At 59.3% G+C, this 25,850-nt stretch carries 25 protein-coding genes and 3 pseudogenes; 17 read left to right on the forward strand and 11 right to left on the reverse strand.

The features are described from left to right. Positions 1-124: 124 nt before the first annotated feature. Complete coding sequence (locus ACFQT0_RS23230; protein ID WP_380205421.1) at positions 125-616, reverse strand: acyl-CoA thioesterase; 492 nt, start codon at positions 614-616, stop codon at positions 125-127. A gap of 147 nt (positions 617-763) precedes the next feature. Further along, positions 764-1,771, reverse strand: a complete 1,008-nt coding sequence (gene mltG / locus ACFQT0_RS23235) for an endolytic transglycosylase MltG (protein WP_380205422.1) — start codon at positions 1,769-1,771, stop codon at positions 764-766. 281 nt (positions 1,772-2,052) lie between these two features. Here mltG and ACFQT0_RS23240 point away from each other — a divergent pair. Further along, positions 2,053-2,684, forward strand: a pseudogene (locus ACFQT0_RS23240) (L-threonylcarbamoyladenylate synthase). Between the two features lie 162 nt (positions 2,685-2,846). Here ACFQT0_RS23240 and ACFQT0_RS23245 read toward each other — a convergent pair. From ACFQT0_RS23245 to ACFQT0_RS23255, 3 genes are read right to left on the reverse strand one after another with little or no spacing between them, the layout of a single operon-like run. Further along, positions 2,847-3,746 (reverse strand): lysophospholipid acyltransferase family protein, encoded by a 900-nt coding sequence (locus tag ACFQT0_RS23245; protein ID WP_380205423.1) that lies wholly within the window; start codon positions 3,744-3,746, stop codon positions 2,847-2,849. Continuing rightward, positions 3,743-4,408 (reverse strand): hypothetical protein, encoded by a 666-nt coding sequence (locus tag ACFQT0_RS23250; RefSeq protein ID WP_380205424.1) that lies wholly within the window; start codon positions 4,406-4,408, stop codon positions 3,743-3,745. The genes ACFQT0_RS23245 and ACFQT0_RS23250 overlap by 4 nt, the downstream gene beginning before the upstream one ends. Then, positions 4,405-4,623, reverse strand: coding sequence for a hypothetical protein (locus tag ACFQT0_RS23255; protein ID WP_380205425.1), 219 nt, complete (start codon positions 4,621-4,623; stop codon positions 4,405-4,407). The genes ACFQT0_RS23250 and ACFQT0_RS23255 overlap by 4 nt, the downstream gene beginning before the upstream one ends. Before the next feature lie 92 nt (positions 4,624-4,715). Between ACFQT0_RS23255 and ACFQT0_RS23260 the strand changes: the two genes are divergently transcribed. From ACFQT0_RS23260 to ACFQT0_RS23295, 8 genes and pseudogenes are all read left to right on the forward strand, one after another. Continuing rightward, positions 4,716-5,264: a WbqC family protein gene (locus ACFQT0_RS23260; protein ID WP_380205426.1), complete on the forward strand. Its 549-nt coding sequence runs from the start codon at positions 4,716-4,718 to the stop codon at positions 5,262-5,264. Positions 5,265-5,304: 40 nt separating this feature from the next. Next, positions 5,305-5,391: a hypothetical protein gene (locus ACFQT0_RS23265; protein ID WP_380206114.1), complete on the forward strand. Its 87-nt coding sequence runs from the start codon at positions 5,305-5,307 to the stop codon at positions 5,389-5,391. Positions 5,392-5,569: 178 nt separating this feature from the next. Then, positions 5,570-8,186: pseudogene (locus ACFQT0_RS23270) on the forward strand (ATP-dependent Clp protease ATP-binding subunit). Between the two features lie 153 nt (positions 8,187-8,339). Next, complete coding sequence (locus ACFQT0_RS23275; protein ID WP_380205427.1) at positions 8,340-8,702, forward strand: hypothetical protein; 363 nt, start codon at positions 8,340-8,342, stop codon at positions 8,700-8,702. A 125-nt stretch (positions 8,703-8,827) separates the two neighbouring features. Next, positions 8,828-10,972, forward strand: coding sequence for a S9 family peptidase (locus ACFQT0_RS23280; RefSeq protein WP_380205429.1), 2,145 nt, complete (start codon positions 8,828-8,830; stop codon positions 10,970-10,972). Between the two features lie 329 nt (positions 10,973-11,301). Continuing rightward, positions 11,302-12,870, forward strand: a complete 1,569-nt coding sequence (locus ACFQT0_RS23285; protein WP_380205430.1) for an acyl-CoA carboxylase subunit beta — start codon at positions 11,302-11,304, stop codon at positions 12,868-12,870. A 112-nt stretch (positions 12,871-12,982) separates the two neighbouring features. Further along, a pseudogene (locus ACFQT0_RS23290) lies at positions 12,983-14,054 on the forward strand (M42 family metallopeptidase). 288 nt (positions 14,055-14,342) lie between these two features. Then, entirely contained in the window at positions 14,343-14,996 is a 654-nt protein-coding gene (locus tag ACFQT0_RS23295; RefSeq protein WP_380205431.1) for a helical backbone metal receptor, read from the forward strand. Here ACFQT0_RS23295 and ACFQT0_RS23300 read toward each other — a convergent pair. From ACFQT0_RS23300 to ACFQT0_RS23320, 5 genes are read right to left on the reverse strand one after another with little or no spacing between them, the layout of a single operon-like run. Beyond that, positions 14,980-16,080, reverse strand: coding sequence for a 3-phosphoshikimate 1-carboxyvinyltransferase (locus ACFQT0_RS23300; RefSeq protein WP_380205433.1), 1,101 nt, complete (start codon positions 16,078-16,080; stop codon positions 14,980-14,982). The genes ACFQT0_RS23295 and ACFQT0_RS23300 overlap by 17 nt on opposite strands. Then, positions 16,077-16,244 (reverse strand): hypothetical protein, encoded by a 168-nt coding sequence (locus tag ACFQT0_RS23305; RefSeq protein ID WP_380205434.1) that lies wholly within the window; start codon positions 16,242-16,244, stop codon positions 16,077-16,079. Before ACFQT0_RS23305 ends, ACFQT0_RS23300 begins: the two co-directional genes overlap by 4 nt. A 32-nt stretch (positions 16,245-16,276) precedes the next feature. Next, the gene (locus tag ACFQT0_RS23310) at positions 16,277-16,474 is read right to left on the reverse strand and encodes a hypothetical protein (RefSeq protein ID WP_380205435.1); all 198 of its coding nucleotides are present in this window, start codon (positions 16,472-16,474) and stop codon (positions 16,277-16,279) included. After that, positions 16,455-16,892 (reverse strand): 3-dehydroquinate synthase family protein, encoded by a 438-nt coding sequence (locus ACFQT0_RS23315; RefSeq protein WP_380205436.1) that lies wholly within the window; start codon positions 16,890-16,892, stop codon positions 16,455-16,457. Before ACFQT0_RS23315 ends, ACFQT0_RS23310 begins: the two co-directional genes overlap by 20 nt. Beyond that, positions 16,861-17,319: an iron-containing alcohol dehydrogenase gene (locus ACFQT0_RS23320; protein ID WP_380205437.1), complete on the reverse strand. Its 459-nt coding sequence runs from the start codon at positions 17,317-17,319 to the stop codon at positions 16,861-16,863. The genes ACFQT0_RS23315 and ACFQT0_RS23320 overlap by 32 nt, the downstream gene beginning before the upstream one ends. Positions 17,320-17,589: 270 nt before the next feature. Between ACFQT0_RS23320 and ACFQT0_RS23325 the strand changes: the two genes are divergently transcribed. Next, positions 17,590-17,838: a hypothetical protein gene (locus ACFQT0_RS23325; RefSeq protein WP_380205438.1), complete on the forward strand. Its 249-nt coding sequence runs from the start codon at positions 17,590-17,592 to the stop codon at positions 17,836-17,838. A 14-nt stretch (positions 17,839-17,852) separates the two neighbouring features. Here the strand turns inward: ACFQT0_RS23325 and ACFQT0_RS23330 are convergent, their stop codons facing one another. Further along, positions 17,853-18,980, reverse strand: a complete 1,128-nt coding sequence (locus ACFQT0_RS23330) for a chorismate mutase (protein WP_380206115.1) — start codon at positions 18,978-18,980, stop codon at positions 17,853-17,855. A gap of 145 nt (positions 18,981-19,125) precedes the next feature. On the opposite strand from ACFQT0_RS23330, the gene ACFQT0_RS23335 reads away from it, so the two are divergent. From ACFQT0_RS23335 to ACFQT0_RS23365, 7 genes are all read left to right on the forward strand, one after another. Continuing rightward, the gene (locus tag ACFQT0_RS23335) at positions 19,126-20,325 is read left to right on the forward strand and encodes a proline dehydrogenase family protein (protein ID WP_380205439.1); all 1,200 of its coding nucleotides are present in this window, start codon (positions 19,126-19,128) and stop codon (positions 20,323-20,325) included. 225 nt (positions 20,326-20,550) lie between these two features. Then, positions 20,551-20,919 (forward strand): hypothetical protein, encoded by a 369-nt coding sequence (locus ACFQT0_RS23340; protein ID WP_380205440.1) that lies wholly within the window; start codon positions 20,551-20,553, stop codon positions 20,917-20,919. A 168-nt stretch (positions 20,920-21,087) separates the two neighbouring features. Next, positions 21,088-21,936, forward strand: a complete 849-nt coding sequence (locus ACFQT0_RS23345) for a hypothetical protein (protein WP_380205441.1) — start codon at positions 21,088-21,090, stop codon at positions 21,934-21,936. A gap of 235 nt (positions 21,937-22,171) precedes the next feature. Next, positions 22,172-23,935 (forward strand): S41 family peptidase, encoded by a 1,764-nt coding sequence (locus ACFQT0_RS23350; RefSeq protein WP_380205442.1) that lies wholly within the window; start codon positions 22,172-22,174, stop codon positions 23,933-23,935. Positions 23,936-23,988: 53 nt separating this feature from the next. Continuing rightward, a complete protein-coding gene (locus ACFQT0_RS23355; RefSeq protein ID WP_380206116.1) occupies positions 23,989-24,207 on the forward strand; it encodes a carboxy terminal-processing peptidase in 219 nt (72 codons plus the stop codon). A gap of 402 nt (positions 24,208-24,609) precedes the next feature. Next, a complete protein-coding gene (locus ACFQT0_RS23360) occupies positions 24,610-25,038 on the forward strand; it encodes a hypothetical protein (RefSeq protein ID WP_380205443.1) in 429 nt (142 codons plus the stop codon). Then, positions 24,987-25,694, forward strand: coding sequence for a hypothetical protein (locus tag ACFQT0_RS23365; RefSeq protein ID WP_380205444.1), 708 nt, complete (start codon positions 24,987-24,989; stop codon positions 25,692-25,694). The genes ACFQT0_RS23360 and ACFQT0_RS23365 overlap by 52 nt, the downstream gene beginning before the upstream one ends. Positions 25,695-25,850 lie beyond the last annotated feature (156 nt).

Raw genomic sequence — 25,850 nt, forward strand, 5'->3', positions numbered from 1 at the left:
AGCGGGCACGTTGGATGGCGGCGGGAGCTTTCAAAGCGGTGGGAACAAGGGCGAAAGGCAAGGTACTCGCAGCACGGGCAAGTGCGTGCTTAAAACACGTGCTGGCCCGTCAAATGTTCATTGGCTACTTCCGGAACGCGGCCGGGGCGGGCGCATCCGGCGGGATGGCGCCGGGCGTGGGCAGCACGGGGCTCTCCAGGTCGTCGTCGGAAAAGTACGGGGCCAGGCGCTCCTGTATGCTCACGGGCATAGTCACGGGCCGGCCGGTGGTGGTTTTCACAAACACCATCAGGGTGTGGCCTTCGGTGAGCAGGTCGCCGGCTTCGTTGTAAATCTCATACTCGAAGAGCACCCGCGTGCCCTCGGGCGGCTGGCGCAGCAGCAGCCGCACGGTGAGCAGGTCGTCGTAGCGCGCGGGCCGGCGAAACCGGGTGCGGATTTCGCCCACCGGCATCCCTACCCCATCCGCCTCCATGTCCTTGTAGTTGATGCCCAGCTTGCGGAAGGCCTCGGTGCGGGCGACTTCAAAAAACGCCGCGTAGTTGCCGTGATAGACGTAGCCCATCTGGTCGGTTTCGGCATAGCGCACGCGGATTTGGATATCGGAGGTAAACATGAGAAAGGTTTAGACCGTTGTGTCGGCACGGTTAGAACGTCATGTCGAGCGCAGCCGAGACATCTTGCGTGCCAACACTAATTAATGGCTACTACCGCTAGCGAGATGTCTCGGCTGCGCTCGACATGACGGGCTGTATTAAGCACTTTACTTAATTCCCGCCCGGGTCAGCGCCGCTTGGTAGCGGCGGGCGTTCATGATGTGGTCGCGCTCGTTGGCGGCGAAGGCGTGATAGCCGCTGAAATCTTCCTTGGCGCAGAAGTAGAGGTAGCTGTTGCTTTCCGGCTTGAGCACAGCATCGATGCTGGTGATGCTGGGCAGGTTGATTGGGCCGGGCGGCAGGCCGTTGTACTTATAGGTGTTGTAAGGCGAGTCCTTCTGCAGGTGCACGTTGAGCACGCGCTTGATGGTGAAGTCGCGGTTGGCGTACACCACGGTGGGGTCGGCCTGTAGCTTCATGCCGCGCTTGAGGCGGTTGAGGTACACGCCCGCGATGCGGGGCCGCTCGTCGGCGTGCTGCTGCTGCTCGGCTTCCACGATGCTGGCGAGGGTGCTCACTTGCGCACGGGAGAGGTTCAGCTTTTCGCGCTGGGCGTCGCGGGCCGGCGTCCAGAACTTCTCGTACTCCTTCTTCATCCGCTTCATTAGGTTGTCGGCGGAGGTGTTCCAGTAGAGCTCGTAGGTGTTCGGGATGAACATGCCGAGCACACTGGTGGTATCGAAGCCCAGGCTGCGGGTGTAGGCGGGGCTGCTCAGCAGGGAGTCGATTTGGCGCGGCTGGGCGTCAATCTGGTTCGAGAGCTTGTCGGCGAGCTCGCGCCGGAGGCGCACGTTGGTGAAGGTGAGCTTGAGCGGCGACTGCAGCCCGGCCTTGAGCACGTTGATGAGCTGGCGGTTGGTGTAGCCGTCCTTGAGCTCGTAGCGGCCGGGCTTCACGTGCTCGGGGTACTTCATCAGCTTGGCCACGAAGTGCAGCGAAAGCTTGTCGACTACCACGCCGGTGGCGTCGATAGTCTTCAGGGCAGCTTTCCAGTCGTCGCCGCGGTGCACGATGACGTAGGTCGGCTTGCCCTTGGTTTCGATGTTAGCGGTGAAGAACACCTGGTAGAAGTAATAAGAAAAGCACACCAGTGCGAGCGTGAAAATGACGCTCACGGTAGCCCACCGCCGGCGGCGTTTCAGGCTTGGTCGCGGTATTCGATGGCCGACTTTTTGGCAGGCTGGGACATGGGAATGAATAAGAGAATCGGGGGAGCAACATCAAAAGTACGAAAGCCGGCAACCGTAGCGCGCAAGCCGGGGTTAGTTGTTTCGTTTCGGCCGGGCGTAGTACCTTGCCCGCGCCTTTCGGCTGGGGGCCGGTAACTCGTTGCGGGCCCCAGCCGTCTATAGCCGGTCATTGCACGCCGTTATTTTTCTATTTCTCAGCTCAATCTATGCCAGCCACCCTCCTCCGCATCCACCCCGAGAATCCACCTCATAGCCGTATTCAGCAAGCAGTTGACGTTTTGCGCAAGGGTGGAGTCATCATCTATCCCACCGATACCGTGTATGGCATCGGCTGTGATGTAACCAATGCCAAGGCCGTGGACAAGGTGTGCCGCATCAAAAAACTTTTCCCCGAGAAGGCCAACCTGAGCTTTATCTGCCACGACCTGTCGCACATCTCCGACTACGCCCACGGCATCACCACGTCGACCTATAAGGTTATCAAAAAGCCCTGCCCGGGCCTTTCACGTTCATCTTCGAAGCCAGCGCCAATGCGCCGCGTTTCGGTGGCACCAAGCGCAAAACGGTCGGCATCCGCGTGCCCGACAACCAGATTATCCTTCAGTTGGTGAAGGAATTGGGCAACCCCATCGTGAGCACATCGGTGCGCGAAGACGAAAACACGCTCGACGAATACGTAACCGACCCCGACCTGATTTTCGAGAAATACCGCCTGCTGGTGGACCTCGTTATCGACGGCGGCTTCGGCGGCAACACCCCCAGCACCATCATCGACTGCACCAACGATGACTTTGAGCTGATTCGCCAGGGCGCTGGGGATATTGAGCAGTATTTGTAAGCGTTAACCTCACCCCTGACCCCCTCTCCAAAAAGAGGGGGCACCTGTCTTGTCCTCGTTTAAATTAAAAGGCCCTTGCATCAGTAGGGGGCTTTTGTGTTGTCGGTAGGCTAAACTTCGGAACTGGTGCCCTCTTTTTTGGAGAGGGGGTCAGGGGTGAGGTTAACGCTTGTGCTTCCAGCGGCGGTGCGTCCACAAGTACTGTTCGGGCGCGGCCTGAATATCCTTTTCCAGCCTCCGGGCGAAGGCCTCCATAATGGGAGCCTCTGTGGGTGGCAGTGGCGAGGTGCCGTCGTATAGCTCTGTGAATTCAAACTCATAGTAGCCGCGGCGCCGGCGCCGAATGCTGACCGAGAGCACGGCGCATTGAAAGCGGGTTGCCAGGCGCTCGGTACTGGTATAGAAGCCGGCATCCTGGTTGAGAAACTGGGTCCAGTAAGGCCGGTCTTCGGGCCCCGCGGCCTGGTCCGACACCAGGCTCAGCAAATGGGCTTCGCCCCGGTGGGCCACCATTTCACGCATCACTTGGCTCATGGGCACCAGGCCTGCGCCCGTGCGGGAGCGCACAAACCGCATAAACTCTTCAAAGAAAGGATTGCTGAGCGGTTTATACACGCCATCGATGGGCGCAGCGAGCCAAAGCGGCCCTGCGGCCAGCACCCATTCCCAGTTGCCGGCGTGCGAGGCCAGCCCAAGCACCGTGCGGCCTTCGGCAAAGTGCCGGTCGGCCACTTCCGGGTTCAGCAGCACCATGCGCTGCTTCAGCTCGGCCCGGGGCATTGCAGGCAGCCGGACTATCTCCACCACTACCTGCGAGAAGTGCCGGTAGAAAGCCTTGCAAATGCGCTGGATTTCGGCTTCCGGCTTTTTAGGAAAAGAGTTGCGCAGGTTTTCAACTACCACCCGCTTGCGGTACGGCACCACGTAGGCCAGCAGCAGGTAAACGCCATCGGCCACTACATACAGAAGCGGCAGGGGCAGGTGCGCCAAAGCCAGCAGCAGCCACCGCAGCGGCACATAGGCCCAGGAATACGGCCGTGTCGCCGTTCTTACTCCGCTCATCGCGGCACGGCGGCGCCGGCCGGCGCGTATTCGCCCGAGCTGCGCTCGCCAATGGCCCGGTGGCCGGCTATCAGCTTTTTGGTACCCGGGCCGCCATATACTTCCACAAACAGCGTGAAAGGCCCATCGGGCAGCGGGCCCATGGGCAGCTGGCCTATGATGGTGGTGGGCCGCCCGGTTTGGGGCGTGAGCGTGGCGTCGGCGTCAGCGGCCGAGCCGTCGGGCGTAGTCAGGTGGTAATGCACGCGCAGAGGCCCTCCGGCGGGCGCGTTGTGCAGCTCCGTGTAGAAAAACAGGTTCTCGGCTCCGCGGGCATAGCCGTTGCCGGGCGTGCGAGTGAGGCGGTAGCCGCCGCGGGCAAAGTTGTCGTCGCCCCCGCTGCGCACGGCGGGCCGGGCCAGCAGCACGATATCGGACAGAAACGGCCCGGCGGGCGCTTCCAGTACCAGGGGCTTTTCCACGGTGGTTTTGCCGCCGGCGCTGCGGTACTGGTCGCGCACGGTGCCGCGCAGGGTGTACTTGCCATCGGGCAGCAGCACGCGCTTGAGGAAGCTCTGCGGGTTTTTGATGGCGATGGTGGTGTCGTTGAGCACCGGGGGCTTCAGGGTGATAATCTCCCGGTAGGCGGGCTTGCCGTCGGCTTTCAGGATTTCCAGGGTCACTGTGGCCGACGACTGGAAGGCCCGGGGGCCCGCTGCCGGTAGGTGAGCGACTGCGTGGGCACGGTCACGTAGATTTCCACCTCGGCGCCTTTCTCTACCTTGTTGAGGTTGCGGAACCGGGCCACGTCGAGCAGAATTTGGGGCGGGCCCGCTTGAGCCACTGGCACAATGGCCCACGAAAGCACGAAGGCAGTAATTAGTAGGAAGAAACGCATGGCACAAAAGTAAGGAGTTGAAGGCGGGCCCTGCCCGCAGCCCGTTCTTTACCGAAAATCCGTGCCATCCGCCAATTATCCCCGCTCCTGCCGTGATTATCCTTACCGAACTTCATTACCACCCGCCGGCTGCCCTGTTTGCCGAGCTGCTCCGGGCCGACGGCATTTTGCTGGAAGCCCACGAGCACTACCGCAAGCAAACGTACCGCAACCGCTGCCTCATCCGCACGGCCCAGGGCGTGCAGCCGCTCACGGTGCCGGTTATCGACGGCAACCGGGCCGAAAAAGTGAAATCTTCGGCCATCGAAATCGATTACCGTCAGAATTGGATTCACCGGCACTGGCGCACCCTGCAAACCGCCTACGGCAATAGTCCTTATTTTGAGTATTATGCCGACTATTTGCACGATATTTACGTAGGCAAGCCTGCTCTGCTTTTTGACCTAAACCTGCAATTCCTCCGGTTACTGCTGCGCTGTTTTCGACTGACCCTGCCCCTCCACCTCACCGACGAATACCTGCCCCACAACTCCGCGCAACCTTCTTTGCAAAAATTCGGTCTTCCTAGTGCCCAGCCTGCTCCTGGCCGACCGGCGCGACTGGCTGACACCCAAAGGCCACGCAAATGCGGCAGAACCTGACAGTCCGGCAGCCCCTCCCGTGGTGCGGCCGTACCCCCAAGTGTTTGGCCCAGGTTTTGAGCCTGGGCTAAGTGTCCTGGACCTGTTGTTTTCGCAGGGTCCGGCGGCCGGTGCCTTTTTGCTGTAATCTGTATTTATTACAGCAACCCGCAAATTGTGCCGACGTTAAATTAAGTACTTACGTGCCGTAACCGGCCCGAACCTTCGCCCGAGCCAGCTTGTTTTCAAGCAACATCGGCCCAACCCGTTTTGCGTGTATTACTCCCGACGCGGGGCTATTTGATTTTTTTACTACGTTTATTGGCATGGAAGCTAAATTCTCAAACCGCGTCAAAGAGGTTATTTCCCTCAGTCGGGAAGAGGCCATCCGTCTCGGCCACGACTATATCGGTACCGAGCACTTGCTGCTCGGCATGATTCGCGAAGCGGAGGGCACTGCTCTTGGGCTCTTGCGCAAGCTGGGCGTGAGCATCGACGAGCTCAAGTTTTCGCTGGAGCAGGCCACGCGCAACACCGCGACCCAGGGCACCAGCATCACCGGCTCGATTCCGCTCACGAAGCAGACCGAGAAGGTGTTGAAAATAACCTATTTGGAGGCTAAAATCTTCAAGTCCGAAATCATCGGCACCGAACACCTGCTGTTGTCCATTCTGCGGGACGAGGACAACATTTCCTCTCAAATTCTCTCCAAGTTTAACGTGAACTACGAAACTGTGCGCGACTCGCTGGATTACCATGGTAACGCCTCGCCGAGTCCCAAAGCCGGCCCCGATACCGACGACGACGACAACGACAAGCTGTTTGGCTCGTCGGGCCCCGGCGGACGCGGCAGCTCCGGCAGCGCTTCGGCCAAGAAGCCGGGCGAAAAATCGCGCACCCCGGTGCTCGACAACTTCGGCCGCGACCTCACCAAGCTGGCCGAAGACGACAAGCTCGACCCCATTGTGGGCCGCGAAAAAGAAATTGAGCGCGTGGCCCAGATTCTGAGCCGCCGCAAAAAGAACAACCCCATCCTCATTGGTGAGCCCGGCGTGGGCAAAACGGCCATTGCCGAAGGCCTCGCCCTGCGCATTATCCAGAAGAAGGTGAGCCGCGTGCTCTTCAACAAGCGCGTGGTGACGCTGGACTTGGCTTCGCTAGTGGCTGGTACCAAGTACCGCGGCCAGTTCGAAGAGCGCATGAAGGCCGTGATGAACGAGCTGGAGAAGTCGCCCGATGTGATTCTGTTCATCGACGAGCCTGCACACCATTGTGGGCGCTGGCGGTGCTTCGGGCTCGCTCGACGCTTCCAACATGTTCAAGCCGGCTTTGGCCCGGGGCGAGATTCAATGCATCGGCGCTACCACGCTGGACGAGTACCGCCAGTACATCGAGAAAGATGGTGCTTTGGCCCGTCGTTTCCAGATGGTGATGGTGGACCCCACCACGCCCGAGGAGACCATCGAAATCCTGCACAACATCAAGGACAAGTATCAGGACCACCACCACGTGGTGTACACCGACAAGGCCATTGAGCAGTGCGTGATGCTGAGCGACCGCTACATGAGCGACCGTTTCCTGCCGGACAAGGCCATCGACATTCTCGACGAAGCCGGTGCCCGTGTGCACATCAACAACATCGTGGTGCCCGAGGACATTCTCACGCTCGAAGAGCAGATTGAGAACATCAAGGGCGAGAAAAACCGCGTGGTGAAATCGCAGAAATACGAGGAGGCCGCCAAGCTCCGCGACACCGAGAAGAAACTTCTGGACCAACTTGAAGCCGCCAAAAAAGGGTGGGAAGAGGAGACCAAGAAGAAGCGCTACACGGTGAAAGAGGAGAACGTGGCCGAGGTTATCGCCATGATGACCGGCATCCCCGTTTCGCGCGTGGCTCAGAACGAAAGCCAGAAGCTGCTCAATATGAACGAGGAGCTGCAGGGCAAGGTAATCGGGCAGGAAAAAGCCATCAAGCAGCTCGTGAAAGCTATTCAGCGCACACGGGTGGGTTTGAAGGACCCCAAGAAGCCAATTGGTTCGTTCGTATTCCTCGGCCCAACGGGCGTGGGTAAGACGGAGCTGGCCAAGGTGCTCGCTACCTACCTCTTCGACAAGGAAGATGCGCTGGTGCGCGTCGATATGTCGGAGTACATGGAGAAATTCAGTGTATCGCGCCTGGTGGGCGCGCCTCCCGGCTACGTGGGCTACGAAGAGGGCGGCCAGCTAACGGAGAAAATCCGCCGCAAGCCATACTCGGTAATCCTGCTCGACGAGATTGAGAAGGCGCACCCGGACGTGTACAACCTGCTGCTGCAAGTGCTGGACGATGGCATCCTGACCGACGGCCTGGGCCGCAAGGTGGACTTCCGGAACACCATCATCATCATGACCTCGAACATCGGGGCGCGTGACCTGCAGGACTTCGGCGCCGGTATCGGCTTCGGCACGAAGGCCCGCCAGGACAACATGGACGAGCTGACCAAGGGCACCATCACCAACGCCCTGAAGAAGACGTTCTCGCCCGAATTCCTCAACCGTTTGGACGACGTTATCGTCTTCAACTCGTTGGAGAAAAAGGACATCCACAAAATCATCGACATCAGCCTCAGCAAGCTCCTCTCGCGGGTGCAGGCCCTGGGCTACCGTGTTGAGCTGACCGAAAAGGCCAAGGATTTTGTGGCCGACAAAGGCTACGACCCGAAGTACGGTGCCCGGCCCCTGAACCGCGCCATTCAGAAGTACATCGAAGACCCAATTGCCGAGGAAATCCTCAAAGCCCAAGTGGTGCACGGCGACGTCATCACGGCCGACTATGTGGATGGTGCTGAGGAGCCTGGTGTTCAGTGTAACCAAGAGCGGCGAGGACCAGAACCTCGCCAGCGACGAGCGCCCGGCCGAAACGCCGGAAGCGCCCGACACGGACGCGAAGAAGTAATCAAGTAGAAAATGCATGAGAACGGCTGGTTTCCGAAAGGGAGCCAGCCGTTTTTGCTTTACATTGGTGCTGCTGTTATCTATTTTAATTCATAACCGATGTCTAAACCGCTTACTAACCTGCTGGCCTTAGCCTTATTGATTGCAATTCCTGCCACTGTTGTGGCCCAAGACCAAAAGCCTGAGCTGCCCTACAACGCCAAGCTGGTGGTGCGCCAGCCCGAGGTTGGGCTGGGGAGTCCATCCTTTGTGCCCTCGCCGCAGGTCCGGGGCATGAAGTCCCTGGCCGATGGCACCGTCTACTGGGTTTCGTCTGACAACCGGCAACTGCTGGCGTATCAGGGCAACCGGCTGGCTTGGAAAACCGACGTGGTAGCCGCCTGCTCCACTATTATTGGGCAGCCAAAAATCCGGAAAGTGGTGTTGAGCTCCAAAACGATTTTCGTCACGGTAGGAGACCGCACGTTTGCCGAGGTAAATGCCGATACCGGCAAAGTATCCAAGAGCGACGTGCAACGCGATTAACTGACACGCGCCTTCCTCTTGAGCTCGCAGTAGGCCTTGGTTAGAATCAGCAGTTGTGCTTACCCCGCTTCCTTGGGCTCGAATGCTGCCCTTCCAAAATTTGAAATACCTCTAACTCACTCGTCATGAATTTTGTGCAAAGAGCCGTTCTAACCAGTGCCGGTGCCGCACTCGCTAGCAGCGCACTGGGCCAAGGAGCTCCGGTAGCCCCCATCAAGCCCAAGGTCTTTACCAACTTCGGCATCACGCGCACCGATAATTACTACTGGCTGAACCAGCCCACCGACCCGGAGGTGCTCAAGTACCTCAACGCCGAAAACGCTTATTACGACAAGCAGATGGCGGCCACAAAAGCCACGCAGCAAAAGCTGGTGGCCGAAATCAAAGGCCGCATCAAGCAGGAAGATGCCTCGGTGCCGTACCGCGACAACGGCTATTACTACTATTCCCGCTTCGAGCCCGGGGCCGAGTACCCGGTGTATTGCCGCAAGAAAGGCAGCACCATCGAAGCAGAAGAAGTCCTGCTCGATGCCAATGAAATGGGGGCGGGCCGGTCTTATTTCCAAATCGGCGATTGGGCGGTGAGCGATAATAACCAGCTGCTGGCCTACACCGCGGACACTGTGAGCCGCCGTCTATACACGCTACGGTTCAAAAACTTAGCTACCGGCAAGCTCTACCCCGAGCGCATTGCCAACACGGGCGGCGAAGTGGTGTGGGCAGCCGATAACAAGACGGTTTTCTACACCAAAAAGGACGTGACCACGCTGCTGCCCTACCAGGTGTACCGGCACACGCTGGGCACCGACCCCAAGGCCGACGCGTTGATTTTTGAGGAGCGCGACAACACCTTCAACGTGCACGTGAGACGCTCGAAATCCAAGAAATTCATTGGCATTGAGATGGTGAGCTCGCTCTCATCGGAATACCGCTACCTGGACGCCGCCACGCCCACGGGCCAGTTTAAGACTTTCCTGGGCCGCGAGAAAAACCACCTCTACAACGTGGAGCACCTCGGCGACAAGTTCTACGTGCGCACCAACTGGCAGGCCCCCAATTACCGCCTGATGGTGACGCCCGTGGCCAACACCGCCAAAACCGCCTGGCAGGACGCGCTGACCCGGCACCCGGAAATTTTCCTCGACAACTTCGACTTGTTCCGCGACTACCTCGTGCTCAACGAGCGCAAAGGCGGCCTGCGCCAGTTGCGCGTGGTGAGCTGGAAAGACAAGCAGGAACACTACCTGCAGTTTGACGAGCCGGCCTACACCGCCACCATCGGCATCAACGCCGAGCAGGACACGCCCCTGCTGCGCTACAACTACACCTCGCTGGCCACGCCGCCCTCGGTATTCGAGTATGATATGAGCACGCGCACCAGCAAGCTGCTCAAGGAGCAGCCCGTGCTGGGAGGCTTCAACAAGCGGGACTACGTGACGGAGCGGGTGTTTGTGAAGTCGCGCGACAAGGTCTTCATCCCCATGTCCATCGTGTATAAGAAGGGCACGAAGCTGGATGGCACTGCCCCACTGCTACAATACGCCTACGGCTCCTACGGCTTCTCGCAGGACCCCACCTTCAGCGCGGCGCGCCTGAGCTTGCTCAACCGCGGGTTTATCTACGTGCTCTGCAACATTCGCGGCGGCCAGGAAATGGGCCGGCAGTGGTTTGAAAACGGCCGCATGCTGAACAAGAAAAACAGCTTCAACGACTTTATCGACTGCTCCATTTACCTCACCAAGCCGCAGGAGTCGCCCGTGGCGGGGGCTAAAACCAAGGTGCAGTACACCGCTCCCGACAAGCTGTTTGCCATGGGTGGCAGCGCCGGCGGCCTGCTCATGGGCGCCGTGATGAACATGCGGCCCGACCTCTACAAGGGCGTGATTGCGGCCGTGCCGTTCGTAGACGTGGTGACTACCATGTCGGACCCCAGCATCCCGCTCACCACCAGCGAGTACGACCAGTGGGGCAACCCCGCCGACGAGGAGTATTTCAAGTACATGCTCTCCTACTCGCCTTACGACAACGTAAAGGCCCAGGCTTATCCCAATACCCTGGTTACCACCGGCCTCCACGATTCGCAGGTGCAGTACTTTGAGCCGGCCAAGTGGGTAGCCAAGCTGCGCGCCATGAAGACTGACAAGAACCTACTCCTGATGCACACCGACATGAGCGCCGGCCACGGCGGCGCCTCCGGCCGCTTTAAGTCCATCGACGATACAGCGCGGCAGTACGCATTTATGCTCATGCTGCTGGGTAAGAACCTGTAGGCCATTTTAAGAACCTCGTCAAAAGTCATGCAGAGCGGAACCTCACCCCCGGCCCCTCTCCAAAAGAGAGGGGAGCCACGGCATAAGTTTTAGCTCAATTTTAAGCAAAAAGGTCCGGCTCAATTGAGCTGGGCCTTTTTCTGTTTTATTGAATCGACGTCAGGCACCCCTCTCTTTTGGAGAGGGGCCGGGGTGAGGTTCCTTTGGCTGCGCGCCGCAAGTCGTTCTGCTATTTAAACCTTCTCATAACGCGACGGTAATTCCCCTGTAACCTACCTTTGGCTTCCCACTCCCGCGCTCCATTCTCACCAGCGCGCTTACCCTGACTCATGCCCGACCCGCACGCTCACGCCCACCTTTCCAAAACCGAACTGCTGGCCCGTAAAAACGAAGAAGCCCTGCTCGGCGGTGGCCAGGCCCGCATCGATTCCCAGCATCAAAAAGGCAAGCTCACCGCCCGCGAACGGGTTGATTTGCTGATGGACGAAGGCTCGTTCGAAGAAATTGGCAAGTTTGTGATGCACCGGGCCAAAGACTTTGGCCTCGATAAAGAGCACTACCTCGGCGACGGGGTGGTGACCGGCTACGGCACCGTAAACGGCCGTTTGGTGTACGTTTTCTCCCAGGACTTTACCGTGTTTGGTGGCTCGCTCAGCGAAACCCACGCCGAGAAAATCGTTAAAATCATGGACCTGGCCATGAAGAACGGCGCCCCGGTTATTGGGCTAAACGACTCGGGTGGTGCGCGCATTCAGGAAGGCGTGGTGAGCCTGGGCGGCTACGCCGACATCTTTTATAAGAATACCCTGGCTTCGGGTGTGGTGCCGCAGCTCTCGGCCATCATGGGGCCGTGCGCGGGCGGCGCGGTGTACTCGCCGGCCATCACCGACTTCATTCTGATGGTGGAAAACACGAGCTACATGTTCGTGACCGGCCCCAACGTTGTGAAGACCGTGACCCACGAGGAAGTAACCAGCGAAGAGCTGGGCGGCGCCAGCACCCACTCGGCCAAAAGCGGCGTCACGCACTTCGCCTGCGCCAACGAAGTAGCCTGCATCACGCACCTCAAGCAGCTGTTGAGCTATATGCCGCAGAACTGCGAGGAAACTGCGCCGGCTCAACCCTACGACGCCAGCAGCGACGAAAGCCGCCCCGTGCTCGACAAGCTGATTCCCGACAATGCCAACCAGCCCTACGACATGCGCGAGGTGATTGAGGGCATCATCGACGCCAATTCCTTCCTCGAAGTCCACCAGAATTTCGCCGAAAACATTGTGGTGGGCTTTGCCCGCCTGGCCGGCCGCAGCATCGGCATTGTGGGCAACCAGCCCGCGGTGCTGGCCGGCGTGCTCGACATCAATGCCAGCACCAAAGCTGCCCGCTTCGTACGCTTCTGCGACTCGTTCAACATCCCGTTGCTAGTGCTCGAGGACGTGCCCGGCTTCCTGCCCGGCACCGACCAGGAGTGGCGCGGCATCATCACCAACGGCGCCAAGCTGCTCTACGCTTTCTGCGAAGCCACCGTGCCGCGCATCACCGTCATCACCCGCAAAGCCTACGGCGGGGCGTACGACGTGATGAACTCCAAGCACATCGGCGCCGATATGAACTACGCATGGCCCACCGCCGAAATCGCCGTGATGGGCGCCAAGGGCGCGGCCGAAATTATCTTCAAGCGCGAAATCGCCACCGCCGAAGACCCTGCCGCCAAGCTGCAGGAGAAGGTAGACGAGTACCAGGAGAAATTTGCTACGCCCTACCGCGCCGCCCACCGTGGCTTCGTAGATGAGGTGATTTTGCCCTCGCAAACCCGGCAGAAGCTCATCCGCGCTTTCAAGATGCTGGAGAATAAAGTCGACACCATGCCTCGTAAGAAGCACGGCAACATTCCACTGTAATTTCTTTTCGCACAGAGTAAAAGGAGGTAAAAGGAGTCACACAGAGCTTTTTATTTCTACTCAGTGAAACTCCTTTACCTCTCCTAACTCTGTGCGAAACAACTCCACTACCATGCGTCCCGAGTCCTTCAAGTTCCTCCAAACCTACCTCAACAACCCCTCGCCCACCGGCTTCGAAAAAGAAGGCCAGAAACTGTGGCTGGAGTACATCAAGCCGTACATCGACGAGTACTTCGTGGACACCTACGGCACGGTGGTGGGCGTTATTAACCCCAAAGCGAAGTACAAGGTGGTCATCGAAGCGCACGCCGATGAGATTTCCTATTTCGTGAATTACATCACCAAAGAAGGCTACTTATACCTGCGGCGCAACGGCGGCTCTGACCCCCTGGTGGCCCCCAGCAAGCGGGTGAACATCTTCGGCGAAAAAGGCATTGTGAAAGCCGTGTTCGGCTGGCCCGCCATTCACGTGCGCAAGGTGGAGCAGGACAAGGCGCCCACCATCGAAACCGTGTTTCTGGACTGCGGGGCTAGTAGCGCCGAGGAGGTGGAGGAGATGGGCGTGCACGTGGGTTCCGTGGTCACGTTCGAAGACGAGTTTACCGTGCTCAACGATAAGTTCTACGTGGGCCGGGCGCTCGACAACCGCGTGGGCGGCTTCATGATAGCCGAGGTGGCGCGCATGCTGAAGGAGAACAAGAAAAAGCTGCCCTTCGGCCTGTACATTGTGAATGCGGTGCAGGAGGAAATTGGGCTGCGCGGCGCCGAGATGGTGGCCCACCGCATCAACCCCGACGTGGCCATCATCACCGACGTGACACACGACAGCCAGTCGCCGATGTATGAGAAGAAGACCGCAGGCGACATTTCCTGCGGCAAAGGCCCGGTGATTACCTACGGCCCAGCCGTGCAAAACCAGCCTGCGCGACCTAATCATCGACACCGCCAAAAAGAGCGACATTCCCTTCCAGCGTGCCGCTGCCACCCGCGCCACCGGCACCGATACCGATGCCTTCGCTTACTCCGGCTCGGGCGTCGCTTCGGCCCTGATTTCGCTGCCGCTCAAGTACATGCACACCACGGTGGAGACCGTGCACAAGGACGACGTGGAAAGCGTGACCCGCTTGATTTACGAGACGCTGCTGCGCCTCGAAGACGGCCACGATTTCCGGTATTTTAGCTAAATCTGTAATCGAATTAAACGTCTGTCATCCTGAGCAGAGCGAAGGACCTTATCACCTTAGAACAGTAATCGTTCAGCGTTGATAAGGTCCTTCGCTCTGCTCAGGATGACAGTTTTTTTTATGCAATTGCTGGTTTTTATATGCAGCTTCCCCCGACTCCCTCCTTGCCCCTCACCGTTACCGACCAGTTAGGGCGGCGGGTGGCCGTGCCGTTTCCGCCGCAGCGCATCGTCTCCCTCGTTCCGTCGCAAACCGAGCCTGCTGTTTGATTTAGGGCTGGGAGAAAAGGTGGTGGGCGTCACTAAATTCTGCATTCACCCAGCCCAAGCCCGCAACCAAGCCGCTGTAATTGGGGGAACGAAGAACTTCGATTTCGAAAAGATTGCCGCTTTAAAGCCAGATTTAATCATCGGCAACAAGGAAGAAAACTACCAGCCCGGTATCGAGCAACTTGCCGCCAACTACCCCGTGTGGCTGAGCGACATCAGTAACTTGCCCGAGGCGCTGGATATGATTCGACGCGTCGGCTTTATTGCGGGCGCCAAGGACAAAGCAGAGGCAATGGCGACAGAGATTAACGCCTCGTTTGCGGCACTAGCTGAACTTGAGCCAAAAGTACCAGCGGAGTATTTCATCTGGAAACAGCCCTATATGGCAGCGGCCAGCGGCACGTTTATCGACGACATGCTGCAGCGGGCGGGCTTTGCCAACGTCTTCGCTGGCTTGAGCCGCTACCCGGAAATTACCCCCGAGCAGCTGGCTGCCGCCGCGCCCCAACGCATTTTCTTATCTTCGGAGCCCTACCCTTTCGGGGAAAAGCACCTGGCCGAATTTCAAGCCATCTGCCCGGGAGCTAGGGTTGAAATTGTCGACGGTGAGCTATTCAGTTGGTACGGCAGCCGGCTCCAGAAATCCGCAGCTTATTTCAGCCAGCTTCGGTAACGGTGAAGCCAGCTTTTGCCAACTCATTCCAGAACTGTGGGTAAGACTTTTTTACCACCAGCGGCTCCTCCACGGTGAGGGGCCCCAGCAGCGCCAGCGGTGCAAAGGCCATGGCCATGCGGTGGTCGTGGTAGGTCGCCACGGACTGCCCCTTGACGGCAAACCCGCTTGACTCCGCCCGGAAGCGGCCGTCTCCCAGGTCCTGCAAGTCGCCGCCGAATTTTGCCAGCTCGGTTTGCAGGGCGGCAATGCGGTCGGTTTCCTTGATGCGCAGGCTTTCGAGCCCGGTCATTTCTACGGGAATACCGCGGGCGGCCGCGACCACCGCCACAGTTTGGGCCAGGTCCGGGCAATCGGTGAAGTCGAACGACAAGGGCGCCACACTTTCAGCAGCAGGCACTTGCTTGAGCTGAATGCCATCGGGCAAGAACGCAGTTTCGACTCCGAAAGGCGCCATCATGGCCACGATGGCCTGGTCGCCCTGCAGCGACTGCTGGCGCAAGCCCGGCAAGGTAATTTCTGAGCCGGCGGGCGCCAACGCCACCAGTGAATACCAGTAGCTGGCGGCCGACCAATCGGACTCCACCGTGTAGTCGGTGGGCCGGTATGCACCAGCTTCTACCAGCAGCGTATCCCCATCAGCAGTAACGTTAGCCCCGAAAAGCTGCATCAGCGCCACCGTCATGTTGATGTAGGGACGTGAGCCGATGTGGCCCGTGAGGCGCAGGCGCAGGCCGCCGGGCAGGCGTGGCCCCACCATCAGCAGCGCCGAAATGTATTGGCTGCTGATGTCGCCGCGCACAGCCAGCTCGGTTGGGCCAGAGCTAGTGCCGCCTACGGCCTTGAATCCTGCCAATTCTAGTGGCGGGTAACCGTCATGGTTCAGGTAGCTAATGCTGGCTCCGGCTTGGCGCAAGGCATCGACGAGCACGCCGATGGGCCGCTCCTGCATGCGGGCCGTGCCGGTGAGTTGGCCCCGCCAGTTGGCAACGGCGAGGTAAGCCGTAAGAAAGCGCATCACCGTGCCGGCGTCTTCGGCGTTGAGCACGGACGTATTGGGGGCAGCGGCCAGCAGCCGGCTCATCGCTGCGTGTCGTGGGCATCGGAGAGGTTGCCCAGCGTGCCGCCGCCGGCCAGGGCCTGCAGAATTAGGGCGCGGTTGGCTTCGCTTTTGGAAGCCGGGAGCTGGGCAGTGCCGCGCAGCGGGCCGCCGGGCCAGGTAAGGTGAAGGGAAGCGTTAATGGCCAAAGGATTGTAGCGGTTATAAGGAGTAGCGGCTTTTACAGCCGATGGTAGTAGCGCAGCGATTCGGCGATTTCGGCCACCGTCACCGGCTGGTCGTAAACCCCGTTGCCGATGCCGTTGAGCAGGGTGCAGTTGATGGTGCTGCCCGCGTTTTTCTTGTCTTGCAGCGCCAGCTCGGCGATGGCCGGCATTTCGAGGCCCACCAAGGTCAGCTTATCGAACACCGAAAACACGAAGGTTTCGATTTTGTCGAGCCTCGTCGGCGCTGAGCAGGCCGCGCTGCACCGAGAGCCAGCTTTCGCACACTAGCCCTGCGGCCACGGCCTCGCCGTGCAGGGCCTCCCGGCCGGGCTGGTTGAGCAGGTAGCTTTCGAGGGCATGTCCCACCGTGTGGCCAAAGTTGAGCAGCTTGCGCGGGCCGCTTTCCAGGGGGTCCTGGGCCACGATGCGCTGCTTGAGCGCCACCGATTCGCGGATGATGGGCGTCCAGTCGTCGGTGAGCCAGCCCAGGCGGCGGTGCTGCTCGAAGGCCGCGGCGTCGGCAATAAGCCAATGCTTGAGTACCTCGGCGTAGCCGGACTTGAGCTGGCGCGGGTCGAGGGTTTGCAGAAACTCCGGCTCAATAAACACGCCGGCCGGCGCCTGAAACACGCCGAGCCTGGTTTTTGTAGCCTTGGAAATCGACGCCCGTTTTGCCGCCCACGCTGGCGTCTACCTGCGCCAGCAGCGTGGTGGGCACTTGCGCAAACCGGATGCCGCGCTTGTAGAGCGCCGCCGCAAAGCCGCCCAAATCCGTGACTACGCCCCCGCCCAGGTTCACGAGCACAGCGTGGCGGTCGGCGCGCTGCTCGGTGAGCGTGCACCATACGGTGTTGCAGCTTTCGAGGGTCTTGTATTCTTCGCCGGCCGGAATTTCGATGAGGCAATAGTCGGGCGGCAGGTGCTTTTCCAGCAAGGGCAGGCACAGGCGCGCAGTGTTGCCATCGGCCAGCACAAACACCCGGGTCACGGCCGGGCGACTCAGCATTTCGGCCAGGGCCGGCAGGGCTTCGGGCCCGATAAAAACGGAACTATCCATGGGGCAAAAGTCAGGAGAAAAAATGGCTGGGCCGTTAACCCATTGCGCAACTTTCCGGTGGTGCGGCCGGTCAGGTGGAAATAAGACACACTTTTTCAGAGTTACCGCACATTTTATGAACTCCTTACTCCGTTCCTTCCTAGTAGTGCTGCTGTCTGTCGGCCTGCTGCAAGGCTGCAAAAAGACTCCGACTCTCCTACCGGCCTCGCGGGTACCTGGAAGCTTACTGACCGACAGTGCTACTGCCCCAGAACGCCCGTGCCCAACGAAATGGTGGTTTTCACAAATACCGAATTCACGTTTTACCGGGAAGGCCAAAGAACCGTCTATGGCAACTACACCTACGGCACGGGGAGCATATGCGGAATCAGCACTTCGGTTCCCGTGATACGCTTCGCCTACGTAAACGCCAATTCGACACTACAGGCAGCTAAGGCAACCGTGACTGGCAACACTCTGGTGCTGGACTACGGCGGCCCCTGCGATGCTCCCATCAATACTTACAAGCGCGTCTTTTAGACTCGCACCCGGAATTACAGCCCCGGCCCGATATGCGTAATTCCGTCTACCTGCGGCCGGCCGTTTAGCACCTCCGTCTGCTTGCGGATGCTTTCGATGTGAATGAGTTTGTATAGCTCGGCCACAAACTTCTCGTTCACGTTCAGCTTGCCGGCCCATTCGGAGCGGGTGTTGAAGATTTCCTGCCAGCGGTCGAATTGCAGGATTTTGACGTTGTTTTCCTTCTTGTATTCGGCCAGCTCTTCCACTAGGGCCATGCGCCGGGCCAGGGCTTCCACAATCTCGCGGTCGGCTACGTCCATTTTCTGGCGCAGCTCCTCGGCTTTGTTGAGGTAGTCGGCGTTGTTGGAGGAGCGGTAACGGTACTTCAGCTCGTTAAGGATTTCGCCCAGGCGCGCGGGGGTCACCTGCTGCTCGGCGTCGCTCAGGGCGTGGTCCGGGTCGGGGTGGGTTTCGATAATGAGGCCGTCGTAGTCCAGGTCCAGGGCTTTCTGGGAAATGGGCAGCAGCAGGTCGCGCCGCCCGCCAATGTGGCTGGGGTCGCAGATGAGCGGGATGTGCGGTAAGCGCGTTTTTAGCTCAATTGGCAAAATCCAGGTGGGCGCGTTGCGGTAGCGGCTGGGCGCAAACGTGCTGAACCCGCGGTGAATGGCCGCCAAATCGTTAATGCCCGCACGCTCCATTCGCTCCAGGGCGCCGGCCCATAGCGCCACATCAGGGTTCACGGGGTTTTTCACCATCACGGGCACCCCGGTACCGGCCAGGGCATCGGCCAACTCCTGCACCGCAAAGGGATTCACGGTGGTGCGCGCCCCAATCCAGAGCACGTCGATGCCGTGGCGCAGGGCTTCTTCCACGTGGCGCGGCGTGGCCACTTCGATGGCGGTCGGGAGGCCGGTTTCGGCCTTTACGCGCTGCAGCCAGGGCAGCGCCACGGCGCCCATGCCCTCAAACGAGCCCGGCCGGGTACGCGGCTTCCAGATGCCCGCCCGAAACAGATCAATTTTGTCTAGGGCCTTCAACCCGTGCGCCGTGGCCATTACCTGCTCTTCGGTTTCGGCCGAGCACGGGCCGGCAATGAGCAGGGGCTGGCCTTTCTGGGCTAGTATCTTGGTAAAGAACGTATCAGCAACAGCGGGCATTTCGGTATCGAACAAATGGAGGTGCATTCTCGGGCGCTGCCGAAAAGCTGAACAAACGTAACTCGTTTCCCCGAAACGTTGTTTACCGGTTACCTTCGTTCACCCACTCTGTTTCGCCCCAATTCCCACCCTTCAGTTGCCCAACATGTCCCCTGCTTCCCCCGCCCAGGCCCCGCCCATTTCCTTCGACGACACCCGCGTGGCCTTCGCCTCCAAGTCGGACGGCCAGCTGCGCAAAGTCTACGCGCTGTTTGCGGCCATGAACAACGGCAGCCTCGTGAAGACCGGCAGCGGCCTGATGAAGACGGCGCTAAAATGGGGCATTCCGGGCACCAAGTTCCTAATCAAACACTCCATCTTCGAGCAATTTTGCGGCGGCGAAACCATTGCCGAGTGCCGCGCCGTGACCGAAGAGTTGGGCAAGTACAACATCGGCACCATCCTCGACTACTCGGTGGAAGGCGAAGGCAGCGACCAGAGCTACGACCGCACCCGCGACGAAATCCTGGCCACCATCGACGAGGCCCACCGCTCCAAGCACATTCCCTTCTCGGTGTTCAAGGTAACGGGCGTGGCCAACGTGGCCATTCTCGAGAAGATTCAAGCAGGCCGCCTGCTCACCGCTGCCGAAGAAGCCGCCCATGCCCGCGCCGTGGCCCGGGTAGAAGCCCTCTGCGCCCGCGCCCACCAGCACGGCGTGCGCCTGTTTGTCGATGCCGAAGAAAGCTGGTTTCAGCACACCATCGACCAACTCACTTACGACATGATGGCCAAATACAACCGCGAAACGGCCATCGTCTGGAACACCTACCAGCTCTACCGCCACGACCGGCTTGACGCCCTGAAAGCCGCCCACGACGCCGCGGCCGAAGCCGGCTACTTCATCGGGGCCAAGCTGGTGCGCGGTGCCTACATGGAAAAAGAAGCCCGCGTGGCCAAACAGCGCGGCTACCAAAACCCCATCAACCCCACCAAGCACGCCACCGACGAGCTTTACGACGAGGCCCTGCGCTACTGCGTGGCCCACATCGACCGCATCAGCATCTGTGCCGGCACGCATAACGAGGCCGCCTCGCTGCTGCTCACCCAGCTCATGCAGCAGGCCGGCCTGGCTCCCGGCGACCCGCGCGTATGGTTTGCCCAGCTCTACGGCATGAGCGACAACCTCACGTACAACTTGGCCAACGCCGGCTACAACACCGCCAAATACCTGCCCTACGGCCCCGTAGACGCCGTGATGCCCTACCTCCTGCGCCGGGCCGACGAAAACACGGCCATTGCGGGCCAGAGCAGCCGCGAGTTTCTGCTTATCCAGAAAGAAATCCGCCGTCGCCAGGGGCGTTAAGCCACGCAAAGCAGGCTGTACTACGCACCAGTATTTCAGGTTCCCGAGCGCGGGGGACGATTGAGCTGGCTCCTGCATCGCGACATTTCGGAACGATTATGGCAGGAAACAGGCCTTTAGGGCTTGAATTATCTAATTAAGACCGCCTGAAGCAGCAGTGTCTTCTGGTTTAAATTCGCTAATTTTCAGCCCCAAAACGGTTTTTGCTTACCTAGATACCCCACCATGATTGGTCGTATTCGCACGTACTTAATTCGATATTCCCGGCTACAAACCGGCACGGTGAGCTACCTCACCCTGGTACAGGAAGCGGAATTGGGGTTAAATCTGGAGATATCACACGAAAAATCCCGGCTCAACGAGATGCTGGCCGAAATCTCCATGGCTGAGCACGAAGACGGCCGCCCGCCCCTGAGCTGCCTGGTGAAAGTGCAGGGTTCTAAAGGCCAGGGCGACAACTTCTACAAGCTCTGCGAGAAGATGGGCATGGGCGAATGGCGCAGCCTCAAGCAGAACGAGGACTTTTTGAAAGACCTGATTCGCGAGTGCCGCGAATTCTGGCAGGACGAAAGCAACTTCCAGAAGTACGCCTAAACGCTTAGCCCAACTTGGGCAATTAAGTAGCAGGTGGAAGCTGCTAGCGTGAGAAAGTAGAAAGGGATGGGAAACCAGCGGTGTGTAACCTCTACCGGGGTGCTCCCGTTAAGGACATCAACCAGCCGATAGGTTGGCTTACATTTCCACCTTTCCACATCTTTCACCATGAATACCAACGATCCCAACAACCCGCAGAACACTGGTACTGGCTCAGGCTCTAACTATGGCACCCAGAACACGGGTACCGGTATGGGCAACAGCACCGGCCTGAGCAACGAAGGCACCAGCTACAACGCTGGCACCGGCTCTACCAGCGGCACGGGCGTAACCAATAGCTCAGGTGCCGGCGCAACCGACGGCGATGACTTTAGCGCAACTGCTAAAGGTGCTGCCGCTGCTGGCACTGCTGGTGCCGTAGTAGGCCGCGCCATCGACGGCGTGCAGAATACTGCCGACCATGCTGCTCACGCCGTGACCGGCCAGCCGTATGACTCGAGCCGTGGCACGAACATGACCGGCATGTTCCGTGACCGCCAGAGCGCTGAGAAGGCTTATCAGTCGCTCTCGTCGCGTGGCTACGGCAAAGAAGATGTCAACGTGTTGATGTCGGACGAAACCCGCAAAACCCACTTTGGCGACCATACTGCCCACACCGACCTCGGCGATAAGGCCATGGAAGGCGCTGGCGTAGGTTCGGCCATTGGCGGCACGGCCGGTGCTATCATTGGCGCCATTGCGGCCATTGGTACTTCAGTAGCCCTGCCCGGCCTGGGCCTGATTATCGCTGGTCCCTTGGCAGCCGCTCTGGCTGGCGCCGGTGCCGGTGGCCTCACAGGTGGCCTGGTAGGCGCCCTGGTAGGCTCGGGCATCCCCGAGGAGCACGCTGCTGAATACGAGCGCGGCATCAAAGAAGGCGGCATCGTGATGGGCGTGAAGCCCCGCAACGAAGAAGACGCCCGTTTCTTCGAAGAGGAGTTCCGCCGCCACCAAGGCGACAAGATTTACAAGTACTAATATTGCCCCCCAGGCTTCGGCCTAACAAGTAAAAAAAGCCTTTCCCATCCGGGAAAGGCTTTTTTGTTGCAACATATGGTCGTGGCAGCTGGTCTATAAGACGTGGCCGGTAACCGTTGGCAAAACGGGGCACTTATTTCACCCGCCAGGGCGTTTTCACCGTAGAGAATGAGGCGCCGCGGTGCCTCAGGCTTTCCGTACATTTGATTTCCATCCCCGTTTTATTTTATTGCCAATGTCAATTCCCCGCTTGAAAGTCGGACTGTATGCCTTTTTGGTAGCAGCCGTGTTCGTTCTGGCATCTTACCGGTTGTTCCGCCGGGCCGACTCGGCCGTGCCGACTAAAGACCAGGTGCTGATTGGCCTGATGATGCAGGGCCTTTCGTCCCAGCACTACCAGCCCGAAAAAATTGACGACACCTTCTCGAAGCGGGTGTTTGACTTGTACCTCAAAAACCTGGACTTCCGCAAGCAGTTCCTGCTGGCCAGCGACGTCGAGCAATTGCGCCGCTACCAGACCCAAATCGACGAGCAGGTGAAACGGGGCTCGCACGAGTTTCTGGACCTGAGCACCAAGCTGATATCCGAGCGCACCAAGGAGATGCAGGGCCTGTACCGCGAAATCCTGGCCAAGCCCTTCGATTTTACGGCGGAGGAAACCTTCCAGACCGACTTCGAGAAAGCGGCTTTCCCGGCCGATAAAGCAGCCCAGCGCGAGCTGTGGCGCAAGCTGCTGAAGTACGAAACCCTCACGCGCGTATCGGAGATGATGGAAGCGCAGGATAAAGCCAAAGAGGCTAAGCCCAGCACCGCCACCGCCGCGCCTAATGCGGTCAATACCGAGGCGCCTACCGCAGCGGAACCCGTGCGCACGCCCGCCCAGATGGAAGCCGAAGCCCGCAAGCGCGTGCTCAAATACTACGACGACCAGTTTGCGGACCTCAACGACATCGACGCCAACGAGCGCCTGGCCACCTACGCCAACACCATTGCCAATACCTACGACCCCCACACCGAATACTTCGCGCCCAAGGCCAAGGAGGATTTCGACTACGAAATGACCGGCCGCTTTGAGGGCATTGGGGCCACGCTGCGCGAGAAAGAAGGCTTGATTTACATCGAAGAAATCATGCCCGGCTCGGCTTCGGCCCGGCAGGGCGACCTGAAAAAGGGCGACGCCATTCTGCGGGTAGCCCAGGGCGCGGCCGAACCTGTGAGCATCGAAGGCTGGCGCACGGCCAAAGCCGTGACGCTAATCCGGGGTAAAAAGGGCTCCGAAGTACGCCTCACGGTGAAGAAGCCCGACGGCAGCACGAAGGTGGTGCCCATCATCCGCGACGTTGTGGTAGTGGACGAGAAGTATGCCCAGTCGTCTGTCATTAACGACAACGGCCAGAAAATCGGCTACCTGCGCCTGCCGGGCTTCTACGCCGACTTCAACGACAACGGCGGCCGGAGCTCGTCGGATGACGTGAAGAAGGAACTGGCCAAGCTCAACCAGGAAGGCGTAAAAGGCGTGATTTTGGATTTGCGCTTCAACGGCGGTGGTTCGCTCGGCGATGCTGTCTCGATGGCCGGCTTGTTTATGGAAAGCGGCCCTATGGTGCAGGTGCGCGACGGCCAGGGCCGCACGCAGGTGCTCACCGACAACGACCCCCGTGTGCAGTACAGCGGCCCGCTGGTGGTGCTGGTGAACAAGTACAGCGCCTCGGCCTCGGAGATTCTGGCCGCAGCCGTGCAGGACTACCACCGCGGCGTGGTGATGGGCTCTACCAGCACCTACGGCAAGGGCACCGTGCAGCGCATCTTCGACTTGGATGAAGCCCTGCCTACCGAGCTGAACAGCGTAAAGCCCATTGGCTCGCTCAAGCTTACCACTCAGAAATTCTACCGGGTGAACGGTGGCTCAACCCAGTTCAAGGGCGTGGTGTCGGACATCGTGGTACCCGACCTGTATTCTTACCTCGACCAGGGCGAGAAGGAGTCGGACTACCCCTGAAGTGGGATGAGATTCAACCAGCGCGCTACCGTGCCTGGAACGGGGCCCCTGCCATCGACAAGCTGCGCGCCAACAGCAAAGCCCGCGTGGCAGCTAACCCGAGCTTCAAGGTGATGGACGAAATGGTAAAGAGCATGCGCAAGCGCAAGGATGAGACGGTGGTGTCGCTTAAGCTGAGTGCTTACCGCGCCGAGCAGCAGCAATCCAAGGCCATTTCGGACCGCTATGAGGCTGCTCAGAAAACCACCACTGGTCTGGATATTGCCCCCTGACAGCCGATGTACGGGCCCTGGGCGGCGACACGGTCAAGATTAACCGGGCCACGCGCATTACCAAGGGCCTGAAAAAGGACATCACCATCAGCGAGGCGGTAGCCGTGATTAAGGACGAACTGAAGTAAAAGCACTGCAACCTTTAATTGGCTCAATTTTAAGCCATTATTGCCCGAATAGCAACCTTAGCCAAAAGCCCCTGCACCATCTGGTACAGGGGCTTTTTTGGCACCTTTTTGGCATGACAACTAAATTAGTAAACAGCTAGTGTTAAAGCATTAGCTCAATTTACAATATTTCTAATCTAAGTGTCTGTAAATCAATTCACTAATAACTTAGAATATTTGACAAAAAAATTAGTAATCAGGCAACTAAAATCCTGCCGATTGCTGTTTACTTAGCATGAAGACTACAGAGGAAACCCGCATCATCCCGCTCATTCCGCCGGTAGAAGCTGCCGGTGACGAGCAACAGCAGAAGCTAGCTGATGAGACCTGGCGCAAATCCATTCCAGCGCAGGTTTTCCTCAACTACTTCTTTGCCATCAACTATCACATTCAAGAGAACGACGACGTGCTCGGCGGGCTCCAGAACCTGCCCTTCTTCCGCAGCCACACGGCGGAGCTGAACGACGCCGACGTAGCCACGCTCACCAAGCTTCTGCACACCGGAGCACGGAGTACGCGCTGCGGGCCACGGCCGAGCTGGGCGACGACAATTTCCTGCGCAACGCCCTGCACTGGACGTTCCCGCAGGCCTACCACGCCATCCTCTCGGGCTTGCAGGCCTTCCTATACACCACGGGGGTGCGCTCGAACAACGGTCAGTTGATTCGCCGCGAGGTGGGGCGGCTCGTAGTGAAGAATGCCTATCCGCGGCCGGTGTCGTTTTACGCGGCTGGCGCATACGGCGACTTCAGCATTCACCGCTTGCCGTTGGCGGGCTATAAGGCCGGGCTGCACATTGCCAGCAAGGAGATTGATGCTCAGGCTCAGATTGGGCAGTTCCTGCGCACCACGCGCAAGATGAAGGCCCAGTGGACCCGCGCGCAAGTGCAGGCCAACCCCAACACGGCCATCCGCAGCCAGAAGACGGGCCGCCCGCTGGATAAGTGGACGGCGGCGCACTGGCAGCAGATTACGTGGCGCTTGGGCTACACCACCATCTTCGACCTGCTGGGCCGCCTGCGCATCTCGCAGACCAGCCGCGAGATTGAGCGCTACGTGGAAGCCGACATCGACTTCCGCCTGTTCCATGCCTCGCTGCTGAACATCGTGAGCTACCTCAACGGTGTGCACGAAACGTACGTGGCCAAGGCCCTCGGGCTGGAGCGCTACCGCCGCCTGGTGGCCGAGCTGCCCGTGCACCTGCAGGCAGGCTTTGTGGAAGACCGGTTGCGCACCCGCGTGGAGCCGGTGCTGGCCCCCACGCCGCCCACGGCGCCGGCTATTGCTGCCGAAGGCCAGCAATTCCGTCTGGCCGCCTAGACCACGGATTAGCTCGGATTTAAACGGATTTCACGGATTTTGTGAACGATAAGCCTTTAGTGGCTAACGCCGCCCTTAATAGGGGCGGCGTTTTTCGTTGGCTACTTTTGTAAAATCATTTTTTACCTCATCCCCCGGTTAACGCGGTAAGACGCC

Origin of the sequence: Hymenobacter humi (genome assembly GCF_042665855.1) — a bacterium.
Taxonomy (GTDB): Bacteria; Bacteroidota; Bacteroidia; order Cytophagales; family Hymenobacteraceae; genus Hymenobacter; species Hymenobacter humi.

Excerpts from the sequence above, each read along its gene's own strand:
- ACFQT0_RS23360 (WP_380205443.1), top strand. The coding sequence starts at position 24,610 with ATGAAGACTACAGAGGAAACCCGCATCATCCCGCTCATTCCGCCGGTA.
- ACFQT0_RS23285 (WP_380205430.1), top strand. The coding sequence starts at position 11,302 with ATGCCCGACCCGCACGCTCACGCCCACCTTTCCAAAACCGAACTGCTG.
- ACFQT0_RS23335 (WP_380205439.1), top strand. The coding sequence starts at position 19,126 with ATGTCCCCTGCTTCCCCCGCCCAGGCCCCGCCCATTTCCTTCGACGAC.
- ACFQT0_RS23340 (WP_380205440.1), top strand. The coding sequence starts at position 20,551 with ATGATTGGTCGTATTCGCACGTACTTAATTCGATATTCCCGGCTACAA.
- ACFQT0_RS23300 (WP_380205433.1), bottom strand. The coding sequence starts at position 16,080 with ATGAGCCGGCTGCTGGCCGCTGCCCCCAATACGTCCGTGCTCAACGCC.
- ACFQT0_RS23350 (WP_380205442.1), top strand. The coding sequence starts at position 22,172 with ATGTCAATTCCCCGCTTGAAAGTCGGACTGTATGCCTTTTTGGTAGCA.
- ACFQT0_RS23330 (WP_380206115.1), bottom strand. The coding sequence starts at position 18,980 with ATGCCCGCTGTTGCTGATACGTTCTTTACCAAGATACTAGCCCAGAAA.
- ACFQT0_RS23230 (WP_380205421.1), bottom strand. The coding sequence starts at position 616 with ATGTTTACCTCCGATATCCAAATCCGCGTGCGCTATGCCGAAACCGAC.
- ACFQT0_RS23345 (WP_380205441.1), top strand. The coding sequence starts at position 21,088 with ATGAATACCAACGATCCCAACAACCCGCAGAACACTGGTACTGGCTCA.
- ACFQT0_RS23320 (WP_380205437.1), bottom strand. The coding sequence starts at position 17,319 with ATGGATAGTTCCGTTTTTATCGGGCCCGAAGCCCTGCCGGCCCTGGCC.
- ACFQT0_RS23245 (WP_380205423.1), bottom strand. The coding sequence starts at position 3,746 with ATGAGCGGAGTAAGAACGGCGACACGGCCGTATTCCTGGGCCTATGTG.
- ACFQT0_RS23280 (WP_380205429.1), top strand. The coding sequence starts at position 8,828 with ATGAATTTTGTGCAAAGAGCCGTTCTAACCAGTGCCGGTGCCGCACTC.
- ACFQT0_RS23325 (WP_380205438.1), top strand. The coding sequence starts at position 17,590 with ATGGTGGTTTTCACAAATACCGAATTCACGTTTTACCGGGAAGGCCAA.
- ACFQT0_RS23255 (WP_380205425.1), bottom strand. The coding sequence starts at position 4,623 with ATGCGTTTCTTCCTACTAATTACTGCCTTCGTGCTTTCGTGGGCCATT.